The 17,293-nt window shown below is 46.5% G+C and carries 14 protein-coding genes; 9 read left to right on the top strand and 5 right to left on the bottom strand.

Annotation, left to right across the window (positions count from 1 at the left end; all coding sequences use genetic code 11):
* Positions 1 to 680 precede the first annotated feature (680 nt).
* From E4V70_RS05495 to ccoG, 5 genes are all read right to left on the bottom strand, one after another.
* Positions 681 to 2,057: an efflux transporter outer membrane subunit gene (locus E4V70_RS05495; RefSeq protein WP_122863353.1), complete on the bottom strand. Its 1,377-nt coding sequence runs from the start codon at positions 2,055 to 2,057 to the stop codon at positions 681 to 683.
* Positions 2,050 to 5,187: an efflux RND transporter permease subunit gene (locus tag E4V70_RS05490; RefSeq protein ID WP_122863354.1), complete on the bottom strand. Its 3,138-nt coding sequence runs from the start codon at positions 5,185 to 5,187 to the stop codon at positions 2,050 to 2,052. Before E4V70_RS05490 ends, E4V70_RS05495 begins: the two co-directional genes overlap by 8 nt.
* Positions 5,187 to 6,371, bottom strand: coding sequence for an efflux RND transporter periplasmic adaptor subunit (locus E4V70_RS05485; protein ID WP_122863355.1), 1,185 nt, complete (start codon positions 6,369 to 6,371; stop codon positions 5,187 to 5,189). Before E4V70_RS05485 ends, E4V70_RS05490 begins: the two co-directional genes overlap by 1 nt.
* 120 nt (positions 6,372 to 6,491) lie before the next feature.
* Positions 6,492 to 7,124, bottom strand: coding sequence for a TetR/AcrR family transcriptional regulator (locus tag E4V70_RS05480; protein WP_122863356.1), 633 nt, complete (start codon positions 7,122 to 7,124; stop codon positions 6,492 to 6,494).
* 62 nt (positions 7,125 to 7,186) lie between these two features.
* Positions 7,187 to 8,539, bottom strand: a complete 1,353-nt coding sequence (gene ccoG, locus E4V70_RS05475; RefSeq protein WP_122863357.1) for a cytochrome c oxidase accessory protein CcoG — start codon at positions 8,537 to 8,539, stop codon at positions 7,187 to 7,189.
* A 133-nt stretch (positions 8,540 to 8,672) separates the two neighbouring features.
* On the opposite strand from ccoG, the gene E4V70_RS05470 reads away from it, so the two are divergent.
* The 9 genes from E4V70_RS05470 to E4V70_RS05430 all read left to right on the top strand — a co-directional run bounded on the left by E4V70_RS05470 (position 8,673) and on the right by E4V70_RS05430 (position 17,156).
* Positions 8,673 to 10,157, top strand: a complete 1,485-nt coding sequence (locus E4V70_RS05470; protein ID WP_122863358.1) for a flavocytochrome c — start codon at positions 8,673 to 8,675, stop codon at positions 10,155 to 10,157.
* Positions 10,158 to 10,245: 88 nt separating this feature from the next.
* A complete protein-coding gene (gene rpsU / locus E4V70_RS05465) occupies positions 10,246 to 10,458 on the top strand; it encodes a 30S ribosomal protein S21 (RefSeq protein ID WP_002951513.1) in 213 nt (70 codons plus the stop codon).
* Positions 10,459 to 10,566: 108 nt separating this feature from the next.
* Complete coding sequence (locus tag E4V70_RS05460; protein ID WP_122863359.1) at positions 10,567 to 11,232, top strand: MerR family transcriptional regulator; 666 nt, start codon at positions 10,567 to 10,569, stop codon at positions 11,230 to 11,232.
* Entirely contained in the window at positions 11,229 to 11,858 is a 630-nt protein-coding gene (locus E4V70_RS05455; protein WP_122863360.1) for a UPF0323 family lipoprotein, read from the top strand. The genes E4V70_RS05460 and E4V70_RS05455 overlap by 4 nt, the downstream gene beginning before the upstream one ends.
* Position 11,859: 1 nt before the next feature.
* Positions 11,860 to 13,038: a glutathionylspermidine synthase family protein gene (locus tag E4V70_RS05450; protein WP_122863361.1), complete on the top strand. Its 1,179-nt coding sequence runs from the start codon at positions 11,860 to 11,862 to the stop codon at positions 13,036 to 13,038.
* Positions 13,039 to 13,047: 9 nt separating this feature from the next.
* Complete coding sequence (locus E4V70_RS05445; protein ID WP_122863362.1) at positions 13,048 to 13,977, top strand: D-2-hydroxyacid dehydrogenase; 930 nt, start codon at positions 13,048 to 13,050, stop codon at positions 13,975 to 13,977.
* Positions 13,978 to 13,979: 2 nt separating this feature from the next.
* Entirely contained in the window at positions 13,980 to 14,477 is a 498-nt protein-coding gene (locus E4V70_RS05440) for a YajQ family cyclic di-GMP-binding protein (RefSeq protein ID WP_122863363.1), read from the top strand.
* A gap of 145 nt (positions 14,478 to 14,622) precedes the next feature.
* Positions 14,623 to 15,414, top strand: coding sequence for a DUF2314 domain-containing protein (locus tag E4V70_RS05435; RefSeq protein WP_122863364.1), 792 nt, complete (start codon positions 14,623 to 14,625; stop codon positions 15,412 to 15,414).
* 377 nt (positions 15,415 to 15,791) lie between these two features.
* The gene (locus E4V70_RS05430) at positions 15,792 to 17,156 is read left to right on the top strand and encodes a coproporphyrinogen III oxidase family protein (protein ID WP_122863365.1); all 1,365 of its coding nucleotides are present in this window, start codon (positions 15,792 to 15,794) and stop codon (positions 17,154 to 17,156) included.
* Positions 17,157 to 17,293: the final 137 nt, after the last annotated feature.

The raw sequence follows: 17,293 nt of genomic DNA, 5'->3' as shown, positions 1-17,293 counted from the left end.
TTTATGATTTTTGCGAAGCAGAACATAAATTTAGCTAAATTTCGACTTGCAAATTTAAAATTTCGCACCCGTTTTTTACGCTACGTCAAATTTAAGGGCGTAAATTTACGAAATCGTCGCAAATCGCAAACTTCGATCGGCGGTTAAAATATCAAAAACGTTAAATTTGGCCTATTTTGCTTTAATACGGTGCTTTCGCGCCGCTCGCTAAAACTAAAATGAAATTTGGCGGAGGGTGTTTGTGCTAAATTTAAGCTCAAAATACGTCTGTAAATTTGATCGTAAATCACGTGTCTACTCGCAAATTTTGCTAAAAACCGTAAATTTGAAGCGGTAAATTCGCAAAAAGTGCACTCCGGATAGGACGATGTAAATTTGACCGACTTTGCGCATCGCTCAAAGCTAAAACAATTTTACGCCTTTGAATGCAAATTTATCTCAAAAGTCGCAACTAAAATTTACCCAAAGTATCAGGCGCCTAAAAATAGGTTTATGGGAGTCCGCGCGAACAGCAAAAGCAAGCGCTAAATTTTGAAATTTGAAGACATAAAGCAAGATAAATCGCGGTAATAAAACTAGTGAAATATTTAAAATCTACAGACGACGTCTCGTCAAATTTAAAGCCAAAAAGCAAAAGGAAATTTAAAAAAAGAGGCGGAAAACTCCGCCAAAAAGTAAAATTATTCGGCTTTAAATCCCCCGCCAAAAGCCTTATAGACATCCACGACCGAGTCGATGAGGCTCAAATTTGCCGCGATGTCCTGGAGTCTAACCGAGAGTAGGTTTCGCTGCGCATCGAGTAGCTCCAGATGCCCGGTGTAGCCCTCCTCGAACTGATCCTTGGCCAGCTTATAAATTTTTTCTTGCGAGAGCAGAAGTTCTTTGACTTGATTTAGCGTTAGTTTGGCGTTTTTGCGGTTGTTTAGCGCGTCTCTAACCTCGCCTAGAGCCTTTTTGATCGCAGCTTCATAGGCTACGGCCGCGATTTGCTCGTTGGTTTCGGCGATGCGGACGTTGTTTTTGGTTCTGCCATAGTCGAAAATTTTCTGCACCAAAGTGCCGCCTATGCTCCACGTGTTGGCGTTACTGATAAAGATATTTTCAAAATCCACGCTAGAAAATCCGAAAAGCCCCGTTAGCGAGATGGACGGTAGATAGTCGGCCTTTGCGACGCCGATTAGTGCGTTAGTCGCGTTTAGATCGGCGTAGGCTTTAGCTACGTCGCTCCTTCGCAGTAGTATGTCCGCGCTCACGCCCGCACTCACTTCGGGCTCTTTGGGTAGCATTTTAGCGCTCTGTACGGCTCCGTTTAGGATCTCGTCGTTTGATTTTCCCGTTAGCACCGCTACGGATGTTAGAGCCTGAGATAGCGAGGTTTGCACCTCTAGTAGGCTTACTTTTGCGCTCTGCACGGCGGCTTTGCTTTGTAGATAGGTCGTCTCGTTTATGCCGCCTAGATCAAGCTGCGTTTTGCGAAGCGCCAACGTCTCCTCGTAGGTTTTTAGCGTATCTTTTAACACGGCTTCGCGCATATTTAGAGCCACGAGCGCGAAGTAGCTTTTAGCCACGCTAGAGCTTATGCTAAGGCGCGCGGTGGCGTAGTCGAGCTTGGTCGCGTTTAGGCTAGCTTTAGCCGACTCGACGCTGTTTCTCACTCTGCCCCATAGGTCTATCTCGTAGCTTAGGCCTAAATTTACCTGCGATGTTCGGTAGCGCGTCTGAGGCTGCTTGGTGTAGGTTTCGCCGCTACTTTTTGCTTTTGTGTAGCCGACGTTTAAATTTACGCTAGGAAAAAGATCGGCTTCCGAGATGCCTAGGCTTGCGGCCGCTTTTTGTAAATTTAAATAAGCAGTGCGAAGGTCGGTGTTTTTCTCTAGCGCGCTAGCTACGAGGGAGTTTAGGTTTTCGTCGCCAAACTCCTTCCACCACTCGTCCCTGATGTCGCTAGTTTCAAATTTATACGTAGATTCAAATTTCGTATCAACCTCGGGGATATCGGGTCGAAACGAGCAGCCCGCTAAAAATAGCGCCGCGGCTAAAGTTAAAATTTTATACATTTTTGACCTCCTGTGCTCCGCTTGGTTTTTTGTCCCAGACTTTGTTGTTTAGCTTTTCTAGCAGATAGTAAAACATCGGTATGAAAAATATCGCTATCGTAGTGGCCGCTATCATACCGCCGATCACGCCGGTGCCCAGCGAGTGGCGAGACGCCGCGCCCGCGCCCGTGCTGATAACCATCGGGAAAACGCCCAAAGTAAATGCGAGCGAGGTCATGACGATCGGGCGGAAGCGAAGCCTTGCCGCATTAACGGCCGCGTCAAATACGCTCTTGCCGGCCAGTCTTTCTTGCATCGCAAATTCTACGATAAGGATCGCGTTTTTAGCCGATAGACCGATGAGAAGCAGTAGTCCGATCTGGAAATAAATGTCGTTTGTTAGCCCTCTAGCCCAAACGGTGACTAGCGAGCCGAAAACCGCGAACGGAACGGCCGTGATAACAGCTAGCGGGATGAGCCAGCGCTCATACTGCGCCGCTAGGATCAAAAATACGAAAATCATACCGAATATAAACGCCGTCGCGCCCGTGCCTTGCGAGCTAACCTCCTGATACGCCGTGCCCGCCCAGCTGATCGAGTACTCTTCCATATTTAGCGTCTGTTCGACCACTTCTTGTATCGCTTTTATCGCGTCTCCCGATGTGTAGCCCGGTTTTGGGTCGCCTTGGATCTTAGCCGCCGGGAAAAGGTTAAATCTATCTACGATATCGGGGCCTAAAATTCTAGTTAGAGTTGCGACCGAGTTTAGCGGTATCATCTCGCCGCCTTTTGAGCGGACGTAAATTTTACGCAAGTCTTCCGGGTTGTTTCTAAATCGGTCCTCGCCTCTAGCGTAGACGCGGTAGGATTTACCGAAAAGACTAAAATCGTTGATGTAGTAGGAGCCGAAAGTCGAGCCTATCGCGCTAAAAATTTCGCTCTCGCTCACGCCGAACATCTGGGCTTTTTGTCTATCGACGTCGATTTTAAACTGACGGTAATTAGTCTCTAGCGTCGAGCGCACGCTGGTTAGATCCGGGCGCGCGTTTGCCGCGGCGACTACTTTTTTCACGTCGGCTTCGATCTGGGCGTAGCTTTTGCCGCTTTTATTTTGTAGATACATCTCAAAGCCGCCCGTCATCGAAAGACCCATGATAGGCGGGACGTTTACGACAAAGCTCATCGACTCCTTTGAGCCCCAAAGCATGCCGTTAAAAGGCCCAGTTAGAGCGCCTGCTTGGCTACCCGGCGTTTTTCTCTCGCTCCAGTCTTTTAGCTTGATAAAGCTGATGGCCGAGTTTTCCCTAAGCGCGCCCGCCAGCATATCGTATCCCGCAAAACTCATCATAAACTCGACATTTGGGTTGCTAAGGATAGCTTGGTTGATATTTTGAACTTCTTCTTTGGTCTTTAGCATATTTGATGACGGCGGCAGCGAAGTGATAACCATCAGCGCGCCTTTATCCTCGGACGGTACGAGGCCGCTAGGGACTTTTTTAAACAGCTCGTAAGTCGCAAAACCCATAACGCCTATCAAAATAAGGCTAATGATAACGTGACGCAGCACTGTTGCCACGCCTGCGCTAAAAATTTTGGTACTCCAGTCGAAAAAGTCGTTAAATTTTTGTACAAACCAAAACGGCTTGCTCTCTTGTTTTTTTAGCATAACGCCGCAAAGCGCAGGAGTAAGCGTAAGCGCTACAAAGCCTGAGATACAAACCGAAGTAACTAGAGTAAGCGCGAACTGGCGCTGGATCACGCCGACAAAGCCCTCCATAAAAGAAACGGGGATAAAAACAGCCGAGAGAACGAGTACAATCGAGATGACGGGCGTTTGCACCTCCTCCATCGCTTTATATGTCGCTTCTTTGACGGTGATGTCCTTTTCCTCGTGTAAAATTCTCTCCACGTTTTCGATAACGATGATAGCGTCGTCCACGACGATACCGATAGCAAGGATGAGCGCGAAAAGCGTGATCAAATTTATACTAAATCCCATCGCGTATAGTCCGCCAAAGGTGCCGATGATGGACACGGGAACGGCAAGCATCGGGATGATAGTCGCGCGGAAGCTCTTTAAGAACATATACATAACGATGATAACTAGGACCATCGCCTCGATAAAGGTCTTGACGACTTCTTGGATAGAAACTTCGATAAATTCGGTCGGGTTATACGCGATCGTGTGTTTAAAGCCCGCCGGGAAATTTTTACTTAGCTCGTCAAGCTTTGCGTTTACCGCTTGCGCGGTGGCTAGGGCGTTAGCGTCGTTTTGCATAAAGATTAAAAGCGGGATGGCGTCTTGGCCGTTTAGCATCGAGTCTGATGCGTAGCTAGCCGCTCCTAGCTCCACGGTTGCTACGTCTTTTAGCTTTAGCACCGCTCCGTCCGCGCTTTTGATTACTATATCGCCAAACTGCGCGGCGTTTTTGAGACGGCCGTCCGAACGAACGGAATAGACATAAGGATTATCGCCGTCTGAGGGCTGCTCGCCTATTTTACCGGCGGCGTATTGGCTATTTTGGATTTTTATTTGAGATATTACGTCGCTAGGAGTTAGCTTGTAGTAGGCTAGTTTATCCGGTTTTAGCCAAATTCTCATCGAGTACTCTTTGCTACCGATTAGCGCCGTGTCGCCCACGCCGTTAACCCTTTTAACTTCGTCTGCTATGTTTAAATTTACGTAGTTATACAGCTCGACTAAGTCCATGTTTGAGCTCGTAAAGCCGACTACTTCTAGGATCGAGCCGCTGCGTTCGCGCACGGTCACGCCCATATTTTGCACCTCTTGAGGTAGCCTTGAGAGCGCGGCTTGGACGCGGTTATTTACGTCGATCGTGGCTTGCTTGGATGAGGTGCCGATTTTAAAATAAACGTTGATATTTAGCGAGCCGCTCGAGCTTGAGGTGCTTTGCATATAGAGCATGTTTTCTACGCCGTTTATCTGATCTTCGATCGCGCTGGCTACGGAGTCGGAGATGGTCTGAGCGTCGGCGCCGGTGTATGTGGCGCTAACGGAAATTTGAGGCGGGGTTAGCTTGGGATACTCCTCGATAGGAAGCCCCTTTATCGCCATTGCGCCCGCGATAACTATGATTATAGATACGACGGTGGCGAATATCGGGCGGTCAATGAAAAATTTAGAAAACATTATTTAGCCTTTTCTTGCTCGTTTTTAGGCTCTAAATTTGCGCCTTTACCAAAGCTTTCGGTTGGGTCCTTATCTATCTCTACGGGCGCACCCACGCCGATTTTTAGGAAGTTGTTTAAGATAATCTTATCGCCTTCGTTTAGTCCCTCGCTAACGACTGCGGCGTCTTTGGTTTGGTAGGTGATTTTTACGTCCTTGGAGGCTACTTTACCGTCCTCTACGACTAGCACGTAGGTCTTGACGTCGGTTTGTTGGAGCGCTACTTGAGGGATTTTAAAGCCGTCTTTTTGGTAAAATCCACCCATCGTCACGTGGCCGAACATGCCAGGTAGCAGCTTGCCCTCGTCGTTGTTAAATTCAGCCTTGGCTAAAACTGTGCCCATATTCGTATTTACGACGTTATCGATAAAATTTACTTTGCCGTTAAATTCTCCCGGACCTACTTTTAGTACGGCGTCCGAGTTTGCCTGTACCCAGAGGCTGCTTTCTTGCATTTTGACGCGGTTTAGATTATCTACGTCGGAGATGTGGAAGTGCGCCTCGATCGGATTGATTTTGGTTAGGCGTACCAGCTGGGTCGTGTTTGCTACGACTAGCGAGCCCACGTCTACTAGGTTATCGCCCAAAACGCCGTCAAAAGGCGCGGCGATACTCGTGTAGCCTAGGTCTATTTTGGCGTTTTTGGCGCTTGCTCGAGCGCTTAGTAAATTTGCGTTTGCGATTTCAAGCGCCGAAACGGCCGCATCGTACTCTTTTTGCGAAACGGCGTTTTTCTTATATAAATTTGAAATTCTGTTAAATTCGGTTTGAGCGTTTTTTAAATTTGCGTTTGCTACGCCGATAGCGGCTTCAAGCGCGTCGTAGCTGGCTTGGTATTTTTCCGGATCTATCAAAAACAGCTTGTCGCCGGCTTTTACGTTGTCGCCGGGTTTAAAAAACTGCTTGGTTATCGTGCCGCTTACTTTGGGATAGACGATGACGTCTTGTTGGCTCGTTAGGGTCGCGGTGTAGTCAAAGCTGATCGGCACGTCTGATTTTTTAGCTACGAATACATCGACCTTTGACGGCGGCATTTGTCGTTGTTGTCCGGCTGCAGCCGCACCTTTTTTGTCATTACCGTCAAAGCATGCCGTAAAAAACAGCGACGCTAATAATAAAACCGAGAGAGTTTTAAAATTTCTCATAAATTTGCCTTTAGTTTTTTGGGATATTATACACAAAATTTGGGATGTAATATTTGTTATAAATAAAGTCGGCTATTTTACTCTTATTTATACGAAAAGTCAAATTTTTGAGAGTCGAATTTAGCGTTTTTTTACGCCGTGCAAAAACATATCTATACGCGTTTTTACGTGCTCTTCGCGCTCTTCTACGCTTAGCGTTATGTCCTCGTTTAGCAAAATAGCATTATAATGATAAGGCTCTCTAACGACTGCGGCAAACGCCTTGGCTGCGACGTAAGGAGATATACATGGATTTAGCTGGACTCTTATGTCTTCGCGCTCGAAAAAATCGATTAAAATTTTATCGATTTTGCTTAAAATTTGATCCAAAAACTCTTTACCTAAAAGGCCATCGTTTTTCGCGCCTTCGCTCATCATTACTCTTGAGATTAGCGTGGTTTTCTTTTCACAGATGATGTCGAAAAATATCATCGCGAATTTGGTTAAAAAATCATCCAGCTTATGCGATAAATTTAGATCGATTTTTTCGTCTATCTGCGTTCTAAAGTCGTCAAATCCGCGCTCTACGATAGCGCGAAAGAGCCCTTCTTTGTTTTCAAAAAATTTGTAGATGCTCGCCAGCGACCCGCCGCTTTTTTTGATGATATCCGTTAAACTCGTGTTTTCATAGCCGTTTTCGAGGAAAATTTCAAGCCCGGCCTGAATGAATTTCTCTTTTCTCTCAGCGCTTCGTTTCGTCGGTTTCGTATCCATTTTTATAGCCCCCAAATTTTAAAAAATCTTAAAGTATGATTATACTATAAAAAAATAATTTTTTACTCACTTGGATGGGCAAAGATCGTCCGTCTCTTAACATTTATTTTTTCTTTGTTGTCCGCTGCGTAGGCGGAGATTTCTATCTTCGTCGTTTGCTCGCCAGTCTTAGCAAATGCCGATTTAGGCGCGCTTAGGACGACTACGACTCTCTTTTTTTCGCCTGCTTTTAACGAAATTTGCCCTCTTGGGCGCTCGATTTTTATCGGCGCTTTAGCTCCGTCCGCGCTAACGTCAAAATAAAACTCATGCGCCTGCGCCTCGGTGTTTTCAAACAAAAACACGTAAGCGTTTTCGATCTGGCCGCTTTTATTTATCTTATATAGCTCGCTTGTGCGGTTTATGTTTAGCAGCATGCTCTCTTTTTTGGCGCTCATTAGCGTTAGCGCGGTCGCAGCGATAGCGATGGCGGCGCAGTAGCCGACGGTTTTAAAGCGCAAATACCGCACTTTTTGCTTGGTTTTTAGGGAATTTGAGCTCGTCCAGTTAATTAGACTAGGCAAATTTAGCCCCGACATCGTTTTCGTGCACGCATCGACGCACTCTAGGCAGTTTATGCACTCTAGCTGCATGCCTTTTCTGATGTCGATGTGTGTCGGGCAAATTTTCACGCAGGCTTCGCAGCCGGTGCATTCGTTTTGTGGATCGGGCGGCTTTTTCCAGAGTTTGGTTTGGCCGTCATAAATTTTACCGCCGCGAGCCTCGTCGTAGATCACCTGCACGCTGTCAGAATCTATCATCACGGACTGCACTCTAGCGTATGGGCAGACGTAAACGCAAAAATTTTCGCCTAAAAACGCGACGTCAAATATCAAAAACGCCGCGATAACAAGCCAAGCTCCGAGTAAAATTTTATGCTCTGCGGGATCTGAAATTTGAGCGAAAAAGTCCTGCGGCGGGACGAAAAACCAGAGAAAATTTGCCGCCGCGACAAAGGCTAAAATGCTCCAGATCGCCACTGCGAGCGCATTTTTGATGCCGCCCTCGGCGATTGTTTGTTTATTTGAGACGCTTTTGCGAATTTTTAAAATTTTAGTTTGGATGAGGTCGCGGTAGATCGCGCGAAATATCGTCTGCGGGCAGCTCCAGCCGCACCAGACGCGGCCGCCCAAATTCGTCATAAAAAATATAAAAATAAAAAAAATGATGAGCACGAAAGGCATTAAAAATAGCTCTTGGACGTTAAATTTGGCAAAAAGCAGATGCAGCTCACTGCGCTCAAAGCTTAGCAGGAAAAACTGATTTCCGCCGATGGTTATAAAAGGCAAAATGAGCGCGGTACAGGTGATCAGGATGTAGGCTATATAGCGTTTGCTAGCAAATTTGAAATAATTTTTATACTCTTCTTTTGTCATAATTCGTCCTGATTACAAAGTAGTGATAATTTTGGATAAATTATAGAGTTAATGCTATTAAACGCGTATTAAAATTGCTATTACGCCAATTTTATGATGTATAATTTCATAAATTCTTTAAAAAGGAGATGTTATGCAAAAAATTTCTAGAAGAAATTTCATCAAAACCGGCTTCGCGGTAGCTGCGGTAGGCGCGTTAAATTTGCAGGCGGCACAGGAGGATGAGATAAAATGGGACGCGGAATACGACGTCTTGGTTGTAGGTAGCGGCCTTAGCGCAAACGTCGCGGGCATCGTAGCAGCCGAGGGTGGGCTTAGTGTAGCGCTACTAGAAAAGATGTCGCGAATGGGCGGCAACTCTGTAGTTTCTCAGCTTGATTTTGCCTGCGTGGGCACCGAGCAACAAGAAAAAGCCGGCATCAAAGACTCCATCGAGCTTTTCGTAAAAGATCTAAACAAAGCAGGCAAGGGCTTTAACTACATTGAGCAGTCGTACAGGATCGCTGAGAATTCAAAAAGAGCGTATGAATTCGTCAAAGCAAGAGGCGTGCAATACGCCGAAAAGCTAAAGCATCTGGGCGGACATAGCGTGGCAAGAAGTCTAGAGACCGTAGGCGGAGGCGGAGCGTGCGTGCAGGCGCTAAATTCTCACTTTGAAAGCAAGGGCGGCAAGACGCTAAAGCGCGTAAAAGTCGATGAAATCGTACTGGATAAAAACGGCGCGGCGATAGGGTTAAGAGTGAGAGAGGAATATAAATTTGATAAAAACCTAGCCGACGACGATGCGCAAAACGTTTCTGGGGACGTTAAATTTTATAAAGCTAAAAAGGCCGTAATTTTTGCAAGCGGCGGATTTTCGGCGGATAAAACCTTTAAAGCGGCGCAAAATCCAAGGCTCGCTCTAGCTTCCACTCCGTCAAATCCAGGTGCGACGGCAGGTGCGTTAAAAACCATGGTAAGGGCGGGCGCGATGCCTGTACAGCTTAGCCTGGGACGCTATTCGTTTGGTATTCCGACGGAGGATTTGATATTTGCTATTGCGGTCGACGGCAAAAACTCAAAGAGGTTTATGAACGAAGACGGCGATAGGCAGACTTTGTCCGATAATATTTTAGAAAATATGCAAAAAAATGAAAGTGATCTGTTCCCGACTATAATCTTTGACGAGACGGGATTTACCTCCAGTCACGACCCAAAAAGGCTGCAAAAGTTTATAGAAACCGGCAAGATGAAAAAATTTGAGAGCTTAGACGAGCTGGCGGCGGAATTTAAGCTAAATGCGCAAATTTTAAAAGAGGAAATAAAGCGGTATAACGAAAGCGTCGCTGCCAAAACCGATGCCGATTTTAAAAAAGATTTAACTAAAGTCGCTCCGATAGAAAAGGCTCCGTTTTACGCGATACTCGGGGCTCCTGGCATCAGCTATACTCCGGGCGGCGTGAGGGTAAATTTGAACTTTGAAGTTCTTAATATAAATGATAGCAAGCCTATTAAAAATTTATACGCTGTAGGCGAGGCGACGGGCGGCGTGCACGGATTTACGAGGCTTACAAGCTGCTCGACGCCCGATTGTATCAGCTCGGCGATGATAGCGGCGGAGCATATACTAAAAGGCTAAATTTAAAGCCTAGGCGTCGAGCAAAGCTTAAATTTATCAAATTTAAACTATAATCGCCGTCTATTTTAATTGAAAGGTGGTGAGGACGTTGCCTGGTATTAAGGTACATCCTAACGAGTCTTTTGACGAAGCTTACAGAAAGTTCAAAAAGCAAACCGACAGGAATCTTGTCGTGACTGAAGTTCGCGCAAGACGCTTTTTCGAGCCTATGACCGAGATCCGCAAAAAACAAAAAATCGCGGCTCGCAAGAAAATGCTTAAACGTCTATATATGCTTAGACGCTACGAGTCAAAGCTCTAACCAAAAGGGTCGCTTCGGCGACCTTTTCTTTTTTAAACTCCCGTTTAACTCGCATCAAAGCCAAAATTTGCCATAATCTACGCTAAATTTAACGATCAAAGGAAAAATATGTCCAAAGTGCCCGTGAGCGAGGCCGCGGAAATCTTAGGCGTAACCAAAGAAGCCGTTTACAACCGCATTCGTCGCGGCACGCTAAAAACCTTTGAAAAAGACGGCGTAAAATACGTGGTTTTGGACGGCTACGAGCCTCAAACCGCACCCAAATCGGCGCCCAAAACTTCAAAATCCGCCAAAAGCTCGGAGCCAAAAAAAGCCGCTAAAGCCGGCGAATTTGACGTGAACGAATTTCTACTCTCGCAAATTAGCGAACTAAAAGAACAAAATCAAAATTTGCAAGCCGATAAAGAGAGGCTTTTTCGCGAAAAAGAGCAAATTTTGCTAAATAATAAATCCGAAATCGCTCAAATTTACCGCGAAAGAGACGAGAAGCTAAGGGGATTTTTAAGCATGCTCGAGCGACCGCTGCTAGCGCGTCAAAACGGCGAATATGTAGCTCCTATCGACGTCGAATTCATCGAGAACGAGTCTAAAAACGAGGGTAAATGGACGAGCTTGGCCGAGTTTTTAAAATCGCAAAATTTAAGCGGCAAGAGCCTTAAGAAAACGCAAAATAAAATCATAAAAAACATCGGAAAATCAAAATTTATCAAATTTAAAAAGGGCGTGATAATGGTAAAAAGCAAGAAAATTTCAAAGGAGCTAGATAAAAAATGAGAGTTTTTAAAGGCATAAAAAAAGTAGCAAGCTACGCTGCTGTGGGCGGATTTGGCGCGGTCGTGATAGCAGGGCTGGCCGGCTGCGGTAGCAACGATAACGGCGGCGAAAGTAGCGCGCTAAACGAAGCGGCGCAAAAAACGGGAGCTTTCGTCATCATCGAAGAAACCGCGCCGGGCAAATATAAAGTCCTAGAGGAGTATCCAAGCAGCGAAACGCGCGTCGTGCTAAAGGATATCAACGGCACCGAGCGCGTTCTGAGCAAAGAGGAGATGGATAAACTAATCGCAGAGGAAAACGCCAAAATCGATGCCGGAACGTCAAATTTGACGAATCCGAACGCTCAAAACGCGCAACTTTCAAGCGGCGGCATGAGTATGGGCGAGGCGCTACTAGCCTCGGCCGCGGGCGCGATCATCGGCAGCTGGATCGGCAACAAACTCTTTAACAACCCGGGCTATCAGGCGCAGCGCCAAAGCGCGTATAAAAACCCGAGTGCGTATTCAAGGAGCGTAGATAGCTTTAACAAAGCCAAAGCCACGAGCTCGGCAAGTAAACCAAGCGGCGGAAAGAGCGGATTTTTCGGCGGATCAAGTTCAAGTTCAAGCTCAAGTTTCGGAGGATAAAATGATAAATTTAAAAAAAATCGAACCGCTAAATAGCGAATTTTTAGGCGAGATCGGCTTTACGTGGCACACCGATCCGGACGGTAGCGACTACGTAGCAGACGAGCTAGTCGAGGTTGGCGAGGCGCAGGCAGAGGCGTACTACAACGCCGCAAACGAGCTATACGATATGTTCGTCGCAGCCGCCCAGCACGTCATCGACAACAACCTCTACCACGAGGTCGGCATCCCGTTTAACCTCGTAGATCTCGTGCGCAAAAGCTGGGAAAACGACGTGCACTGGCACCTTTACGGTAGATTTGACCTTGCAGGCGGTCTAGACGGCAAGCCGATAAAACTCATCGAATTTAACGCCGACACACCGACGGCCGTGTTTGAGACGGCGATCATCCAGTGGGCGGCGCTTAAGTTTAACTGCATGGACGAGAGCGCGCAGTTTAACGACCTTTATGACGCCCTAAAGCAAAATTTTAGGCGCCTCGTGACGCTAGATGAGGAGACCGAGAGCTTTAACGAGCACTACGAGGGTTGGAAAATTTTATTTAGCTCGGTTGCGGGCAGTAGCGAGGACGAGCAGACCGTGAAGCTATTGCAATACATCGCCGAGGAGGCGGGCTTTCACACGGCGTTTGCTTACGTCGATGAGGTCGTATTTAACGACGAGGAGGGCGTGTTTTTCGACGGCGAAAACTACGAGTACTGGTTTAAGCTCGTGCCGTGGGAGGACATCGCCGTAGAGGAAGGCGAGCTAGCTATAATCCTAAAAAACATCGTCCAAAATCAAAAAGCCATCATCCTAAATCCCGCATACACGCTGCTTTTCCAAAGCAAAGGCATCTTAAAAATTCTATGGGATTTATACCCGAATCACCCGCTTTTACTGCAGGCTAGCGACAAGCCGATCGCGGGCAAAAAGTACGTGAAAAAGCCGGTTTTCGGACGAGAGGGCGCAAACGTGAGCGTGATCGAGGCTGACGGTAGCGTGAGCTTGCAAAACGGCGGCGACTACGGTCAAAACCGCGCGATCTATCAGGAATTTTACGAATTTAACAAAGACGCTGCCAACAACAGCTACCAAGCCGGCGTGTTTTTTGCCTACGAGGCGTGCGCGCTAGGATACCGCAGAGGCGGCGAAATTTTAGACAACTACTCCAAATTCGTGGGGCACTTTATCAAATAAGGACGCAAAATGAAAATAGTCTGCCTCGATGCCGCGACGCTTGGAAGCGATGTAAAATTGGACGTTTTTGGGCAGTTTGGCGAGTTTGTTAGCTTTGAGACGACCGCCGAGGCTGAGCGCATAGAGCGGCTAAATGGCGCGGACGTCGCCGTCACGAACAAAGTCGTGATCGACAAAGAGACGATGGACGCGTCAAATTTAAAGCTAATCTGCATTAGCGCGACGGGTATGAACAACGTAGATCTCGCCTACGCCGCAGCAAAAGGCATCGCGGTAAAAAACGTCGCTGGGTATTCCACCGCTAGCGTCGTGCAGCATACGTTTGCTTGTCTTTTCGCGCTAACCAATCGCATTAAATTTTACGATAATTACGCGCAAAGCGGCGAGTGGGCGAAGAGCGAAATTTTTACGAATCTAGACCGCAGTATCGGCGAGATAGCGGGCAAAAGCTTCGGCGTCATCGGGCTTGGCGATATCGGCAGGGGCGTGGCGCGCATAGCGGCGGCATTTGGCGCGAGAGTGAGCTACTACTCAACTAGCGGCGCAAACGCAAACGCCGAGTTTAAAAGGCAAAATTTGGGCGAGCTTTTAAGCGGCTGCGACATCGTGAGCATCCATGCTCCGCTAAATGAAAAAACGCGAAATTTGATCGGTGAGCGGGAGCTAAATTTGATGAAAGAGGGCGCCATACTGATGAACTTCGGACGCGGCGGTATCGTAGATGAGAGCGCCGTAGCCAGTGCGATAGATGGGCGAAACCTGCGCTTTGCCTCGGATGTGCTAGAGACCGAGCCTATGCGCGCGGATCATCCGTTGCTAAATATCAAAAACAAGGAAAATTTGATACTCACTCCGCACGTGGCGTGGGCGAGCTTTGAGGCTAGAGAGCGGCTCGTAGCGATGATCGCGGAAAATATAAAAGAATTTTTGAAAGGATAAAAATGGCAACTGAGCATAGTTTTGATATAAGCGCGGCGGTCGATATGATGGAGGTCAAAAACGCGCTAGAGACGGCAAAAAAGGAGATCGCAGCGAGATATGATTTTAAGGGGCTTGTGGCCGAGGTGGAGCTAAACGAAAAGGAAAAAATCATCACGCTTCTTAGCTCTAGCGACAACAAAATCGACGCGCTAAAAGACATCGTGATCTCAAAGCTCATCAAGCGAAACATCCCGCCCGTAGCCGTGACTGAAAGCAAACGCGAGAGTGCTAGCGGCGGAAATATCAAAGCGACGCTAAAGCTAAACGACACCCTAGACAGCGAAAACGCAAAAAAAATCACCAAAGCGATCAAGGACGCAAAGCTAAAAGTAACTGCGGCGATCCGCGGCGAAGAGGTACGAGTAAGCGGTAAAAGTATCGACGATCTGCAAGAGTGCATTAGACTCGTGAAGGGGTTAAATTTGGAGTTGCCGATTAGTTTTAAAAACTTAAAATAGCGGTCACTTTCGCGAGCGCCTTTAAATGAGCTAGAAAAATCGTTGCTTGACTTTTGTATTCAAAATTTGACGGTTCGTCAAATTTAACCGCAAATTTAACGTATCGAAATTTTAACTCTCAATCTAAAATAAATAAGGATAAAAAATGGGCTTTTTTAAGAAAATTTTCGGCAAACAAGTCGATCTGGGCGAGCAAATGCCGATTTATTTCGCAAGTAACGAAGAGGACTACATGCAGCGCGCATTCGAGCAGGCGCGCGAGAGCTTTAGGTATTTTTGGCGCGAGCTTTACTGGGAGCGCCACAGGGTCGTGCGAGGGCTTGATTTTGCGATGGTTAAAATTTGCTTTTTAGACATCGTGGACGGCGAAGAAGTCGGCGAGCATATGTGGATTAACGACGTGGATTTTGACGGCGAGACCATCTCGGGCACGCTCGTAAACGAGCCTGACGCCGTGCAAAACGTAAAAAACGGCGACCGCGTGAACGCAAAGATGGACGAGATGAGCGACTGGATGTTTGCAGTGGGCGGACGCGCGTACGGCGGCTTTAGCGTGCAGGCGATGCGCTCGCGCATGCAAAAGGGCGAGCTAAAAGAGCACGATAAAGCGTGGGGGCTTGATTTTGGCGATTTTAACGATATTTTGGTGGTTTACGAGCAAAAAGAGCACCCGGAAAATTTAGCCGAGCATCCGATGAGCGAAAATATGCGCGAGCGGTTTGAGCAATACGTAAAAGAGAACCAAAGTATCATCACGGATGCCGATGAGCTCGGATTTACGCAGCTACACCGCGAGGCGCTCGCGGGCAATCTAGCGCTTGTAAACGTACTGCTGGCAAACGGCGCGGACAAAAACTTACGCACGAAAAGCGGCAAAACCGCGGCTGATTTTGCCAAGCATTTGGGCTGGAAAGATATCGTTAAAGCTCTTGCTTAATCTACCTTTAGCCCAAATTTGATGCTTAGCTAGATTTAGTCTAAATTTAAGAATTCTTAAAAATTCATCTTTACGGCGTTATTTTGTGCGGTTGTTTTGGCTGCGCAGCGCCGAGAACTTTAGAGCGATAGCGACGTTTAAGGCCTTACTTCCGCCGCTAGGTCACTCAAGCTGCGTTGGATAAGTCGTATTTTTGTAGCGGCCTCGGGATAAAATTTAACGCAGCCTATATAAAAAGATATATAAGCTCAACCGTAAATTTCTCCGGTAAAATTTACGTAAAATTTATTTAAATAGGTTAGACTAGGGCCTTAAAATTTTATTTTAAGTAAAACCTAAGTAAAATACGCGATAAAAATTAAGAAAAGGAATTAATTGTGGGATTTAAGAATATTATAGAAAAATTTGCGGTAAATTACGCTCATAATTCTATTCAAAAATCACTATACAACGAATTTAACATAGATATTTTGACCACAACTTACACAAAAACTCCAAAAAAAGACAAAAAGTACATGCTCTACGCGCACGTGCCGTTTTGTCACACATTTTGCCCGTATTGCTCGTTTCACAAGTACCACTACGAGCAGGAGCTTGCGAAAATTTACTTTGAAAATTTACGTGAGGAGATGAGGCAGATAAAAGAGGCCGGCTTTGACTTTACATCGCTTTATGTGGGCGGCGGCACGACGCTTATAAACGAGCCAGAGCTTGAAAAAACGCTAAAACTCGCAAAAGAGCTCTTTAGTGTCGAAGATATCTCGGCCGAAAGCGATCCAAACCACATCTCGCCGGAGAGCCTAAGCCGTTTTGACGGGCTTATAGATCGCTTAAGCGTAGGCGTGCAAAGTTTTGATAATGAGACGCTAAAAAGAGTCGGCAGGTATGAGAAATTCGGCTCTGCAGAAGAGACGAAAAGAAAGCTCGAGAAGGCTCTGGGCAAAATCCCGGTCATAAGCCTTGATCTCATCTTTAACCTACCAAATCAAACAAAAGAGCAGCTCATAAACGACATAAACGTCGCAAAATCAATCTCTCCGCAGCAAATCACCTTCTATCCGCTCATGAAATCGGAGCTAACGAGAGAGAACATCGCTCGCTCGCTCGGCGTCTCAAACGTCGATAACGAGCGCGAATTTTACGAAATCATCGTGAGCGAATTTGCCAAAGGCGGATATAAGCAAAGTAACGCTTGGGCGTTTTCAAACGAAAAAAGCGCCGATCTTCGCGACGAATACGTGGGCTCAAATTTAGAGTACGTGGGTGTGGGCAGCGGTGCATTTAGCTTCCTTGACGGCGAGCTTGTGATAAACGCATTTAACCTACTTGATTACGGCAGAAAGATCAAGGGCAGGCAAAGCCCGGTCATCGCAAAATGCGCATTTAGCAAAAAAGAGAGACTGAAATACACGTTTTTAACAAGGCTTTTTGACGGCGCCGTGGATATCAAAGCCTACAACGAGCAAAACGACGCAAACATCAACAAAGACCTATTTGTCGAGCTTAGCTTGCTAAAGCTAGTGAACGCTATCTACGAAGAAAACGGCGTTATCAAGCCGACGTTTTTCGGCAAATACATCTGCGTCGTACTCATGCGCGACTTTTATGCCGGTATGGATAAGGTGCGTGCAATATTTAAAAACGACGCGAAGATCAAACGTAGCAAAGTGCTTCGCATCATGAGCGAAGACACCGAGCAGAAATTTGAACAAAACATCATTCAGCCTCGCGCCGCTATGTAAATTTAAATAAATTTGACGCGATTTTGCCGTCAAATTTATCTCTCCTGCGAACTGCTTTAAATTTATCGCGAAAATAACCCGCCGCCCAAGCTTGTTTAAATTTAATTTATGCTAAATTTCGCCCCGAAAGCGACCTT

The organism is Campylobacter showae (assembly GCF_900699785.1).
Taxonomy (GTDB): Bacteria; Campylobacterota; Campylobacteria; order Campylobacterales; family Campylobacteraceae; genus Campylobacter_A; species Campylobacter_A showae_D.
Note: the sequence above shows the minus strand (reverse complement) of the source record. Positions and strands in the feature narration are given on the sequence as shown.

Coding starts and splice junctions, on each gene's coding strand:
- E4V70_RS05460 (WP_122863359.1), top strand. CDS start 10,567: ATGTCCAAAGTGCCCGTGAGCGAGGCCGCGGAAATCTTAGGCGTAACC.
- E4V70_RS05450 (WP_122863361.1), top strand. CDS start 11,860: ATGATAAATTTAAAAAAAATCGAACCGCTAAATAGCGAATTTTTAGGC.
- E4V70_RS05490 (WP_122863354.1), bottom strand. CDS start 5,187: ATGTTTTCTAAATTTTTCATTGACCGCCCGATATTCGCCACCGTCGTA.
- E4V70_RS05435 (WP_122863364.1), top strand. CDS start 14,623: ATGGGCTTTTTTAAGAAAATTTTCGGCAAACAAGTCGATCTGGGCGAG.
- ccoG (WP_122863357.1), bottom strand. CDS start 8,539: ATGACAAAAGAAGAGTATAAAAATTATTTCAAATTTGCTAGCAAACGC.
- E4V70_RS05480 (WP_122863356.1), bottom strand. CDS start 7,124: ATGGATACGAAACCGACGAAACGAAGCGCTGAGAGAAAAGAGAAATTC.
- E4V70_RS05495 (WP_122863353.1), bottom strand. CDS start 2,057: ATGTATAAAATTTTAACTTTAGCCGCGGCGCTATTTTTAGCGGGCTGC.
- E4V70_RS05440 (WP_122863363.1), top strand. CDS start 13,980: ATGGCAACTGAGCATAGTTTTGATATAAGCGCGGCGGTCGATATGATG.
- E4V70_RS05445 (WP_122863362.1), top strand. CDS start 13,048: ATGAAAATAGTCTGCCTCGATGCCGCGACGCTTGGAAGCGATGTAAAA.
- E4V70_RS05455 (WP_122863360.1), top strand. CDS start 11,229: ATGAGAGTTTTTAAAGGCATAAAAAAAGTAGCAAGCTACGCTGCTGTG.
- E4V70_RS05470 (WP_122863358.1), top strand. CDS start 8,673: ATGCAAAAAATTTCTAGAAGAAATTTCATCAAAACCGGCTTCGCGGTA.
- E4V70_RS05485 (WP_122863355.1), bottom strand. CDS start 6,371: ATGAGAAATTTTAAAACTCTCTCGGTTTTATTATTAGCGTCGCTGTTT.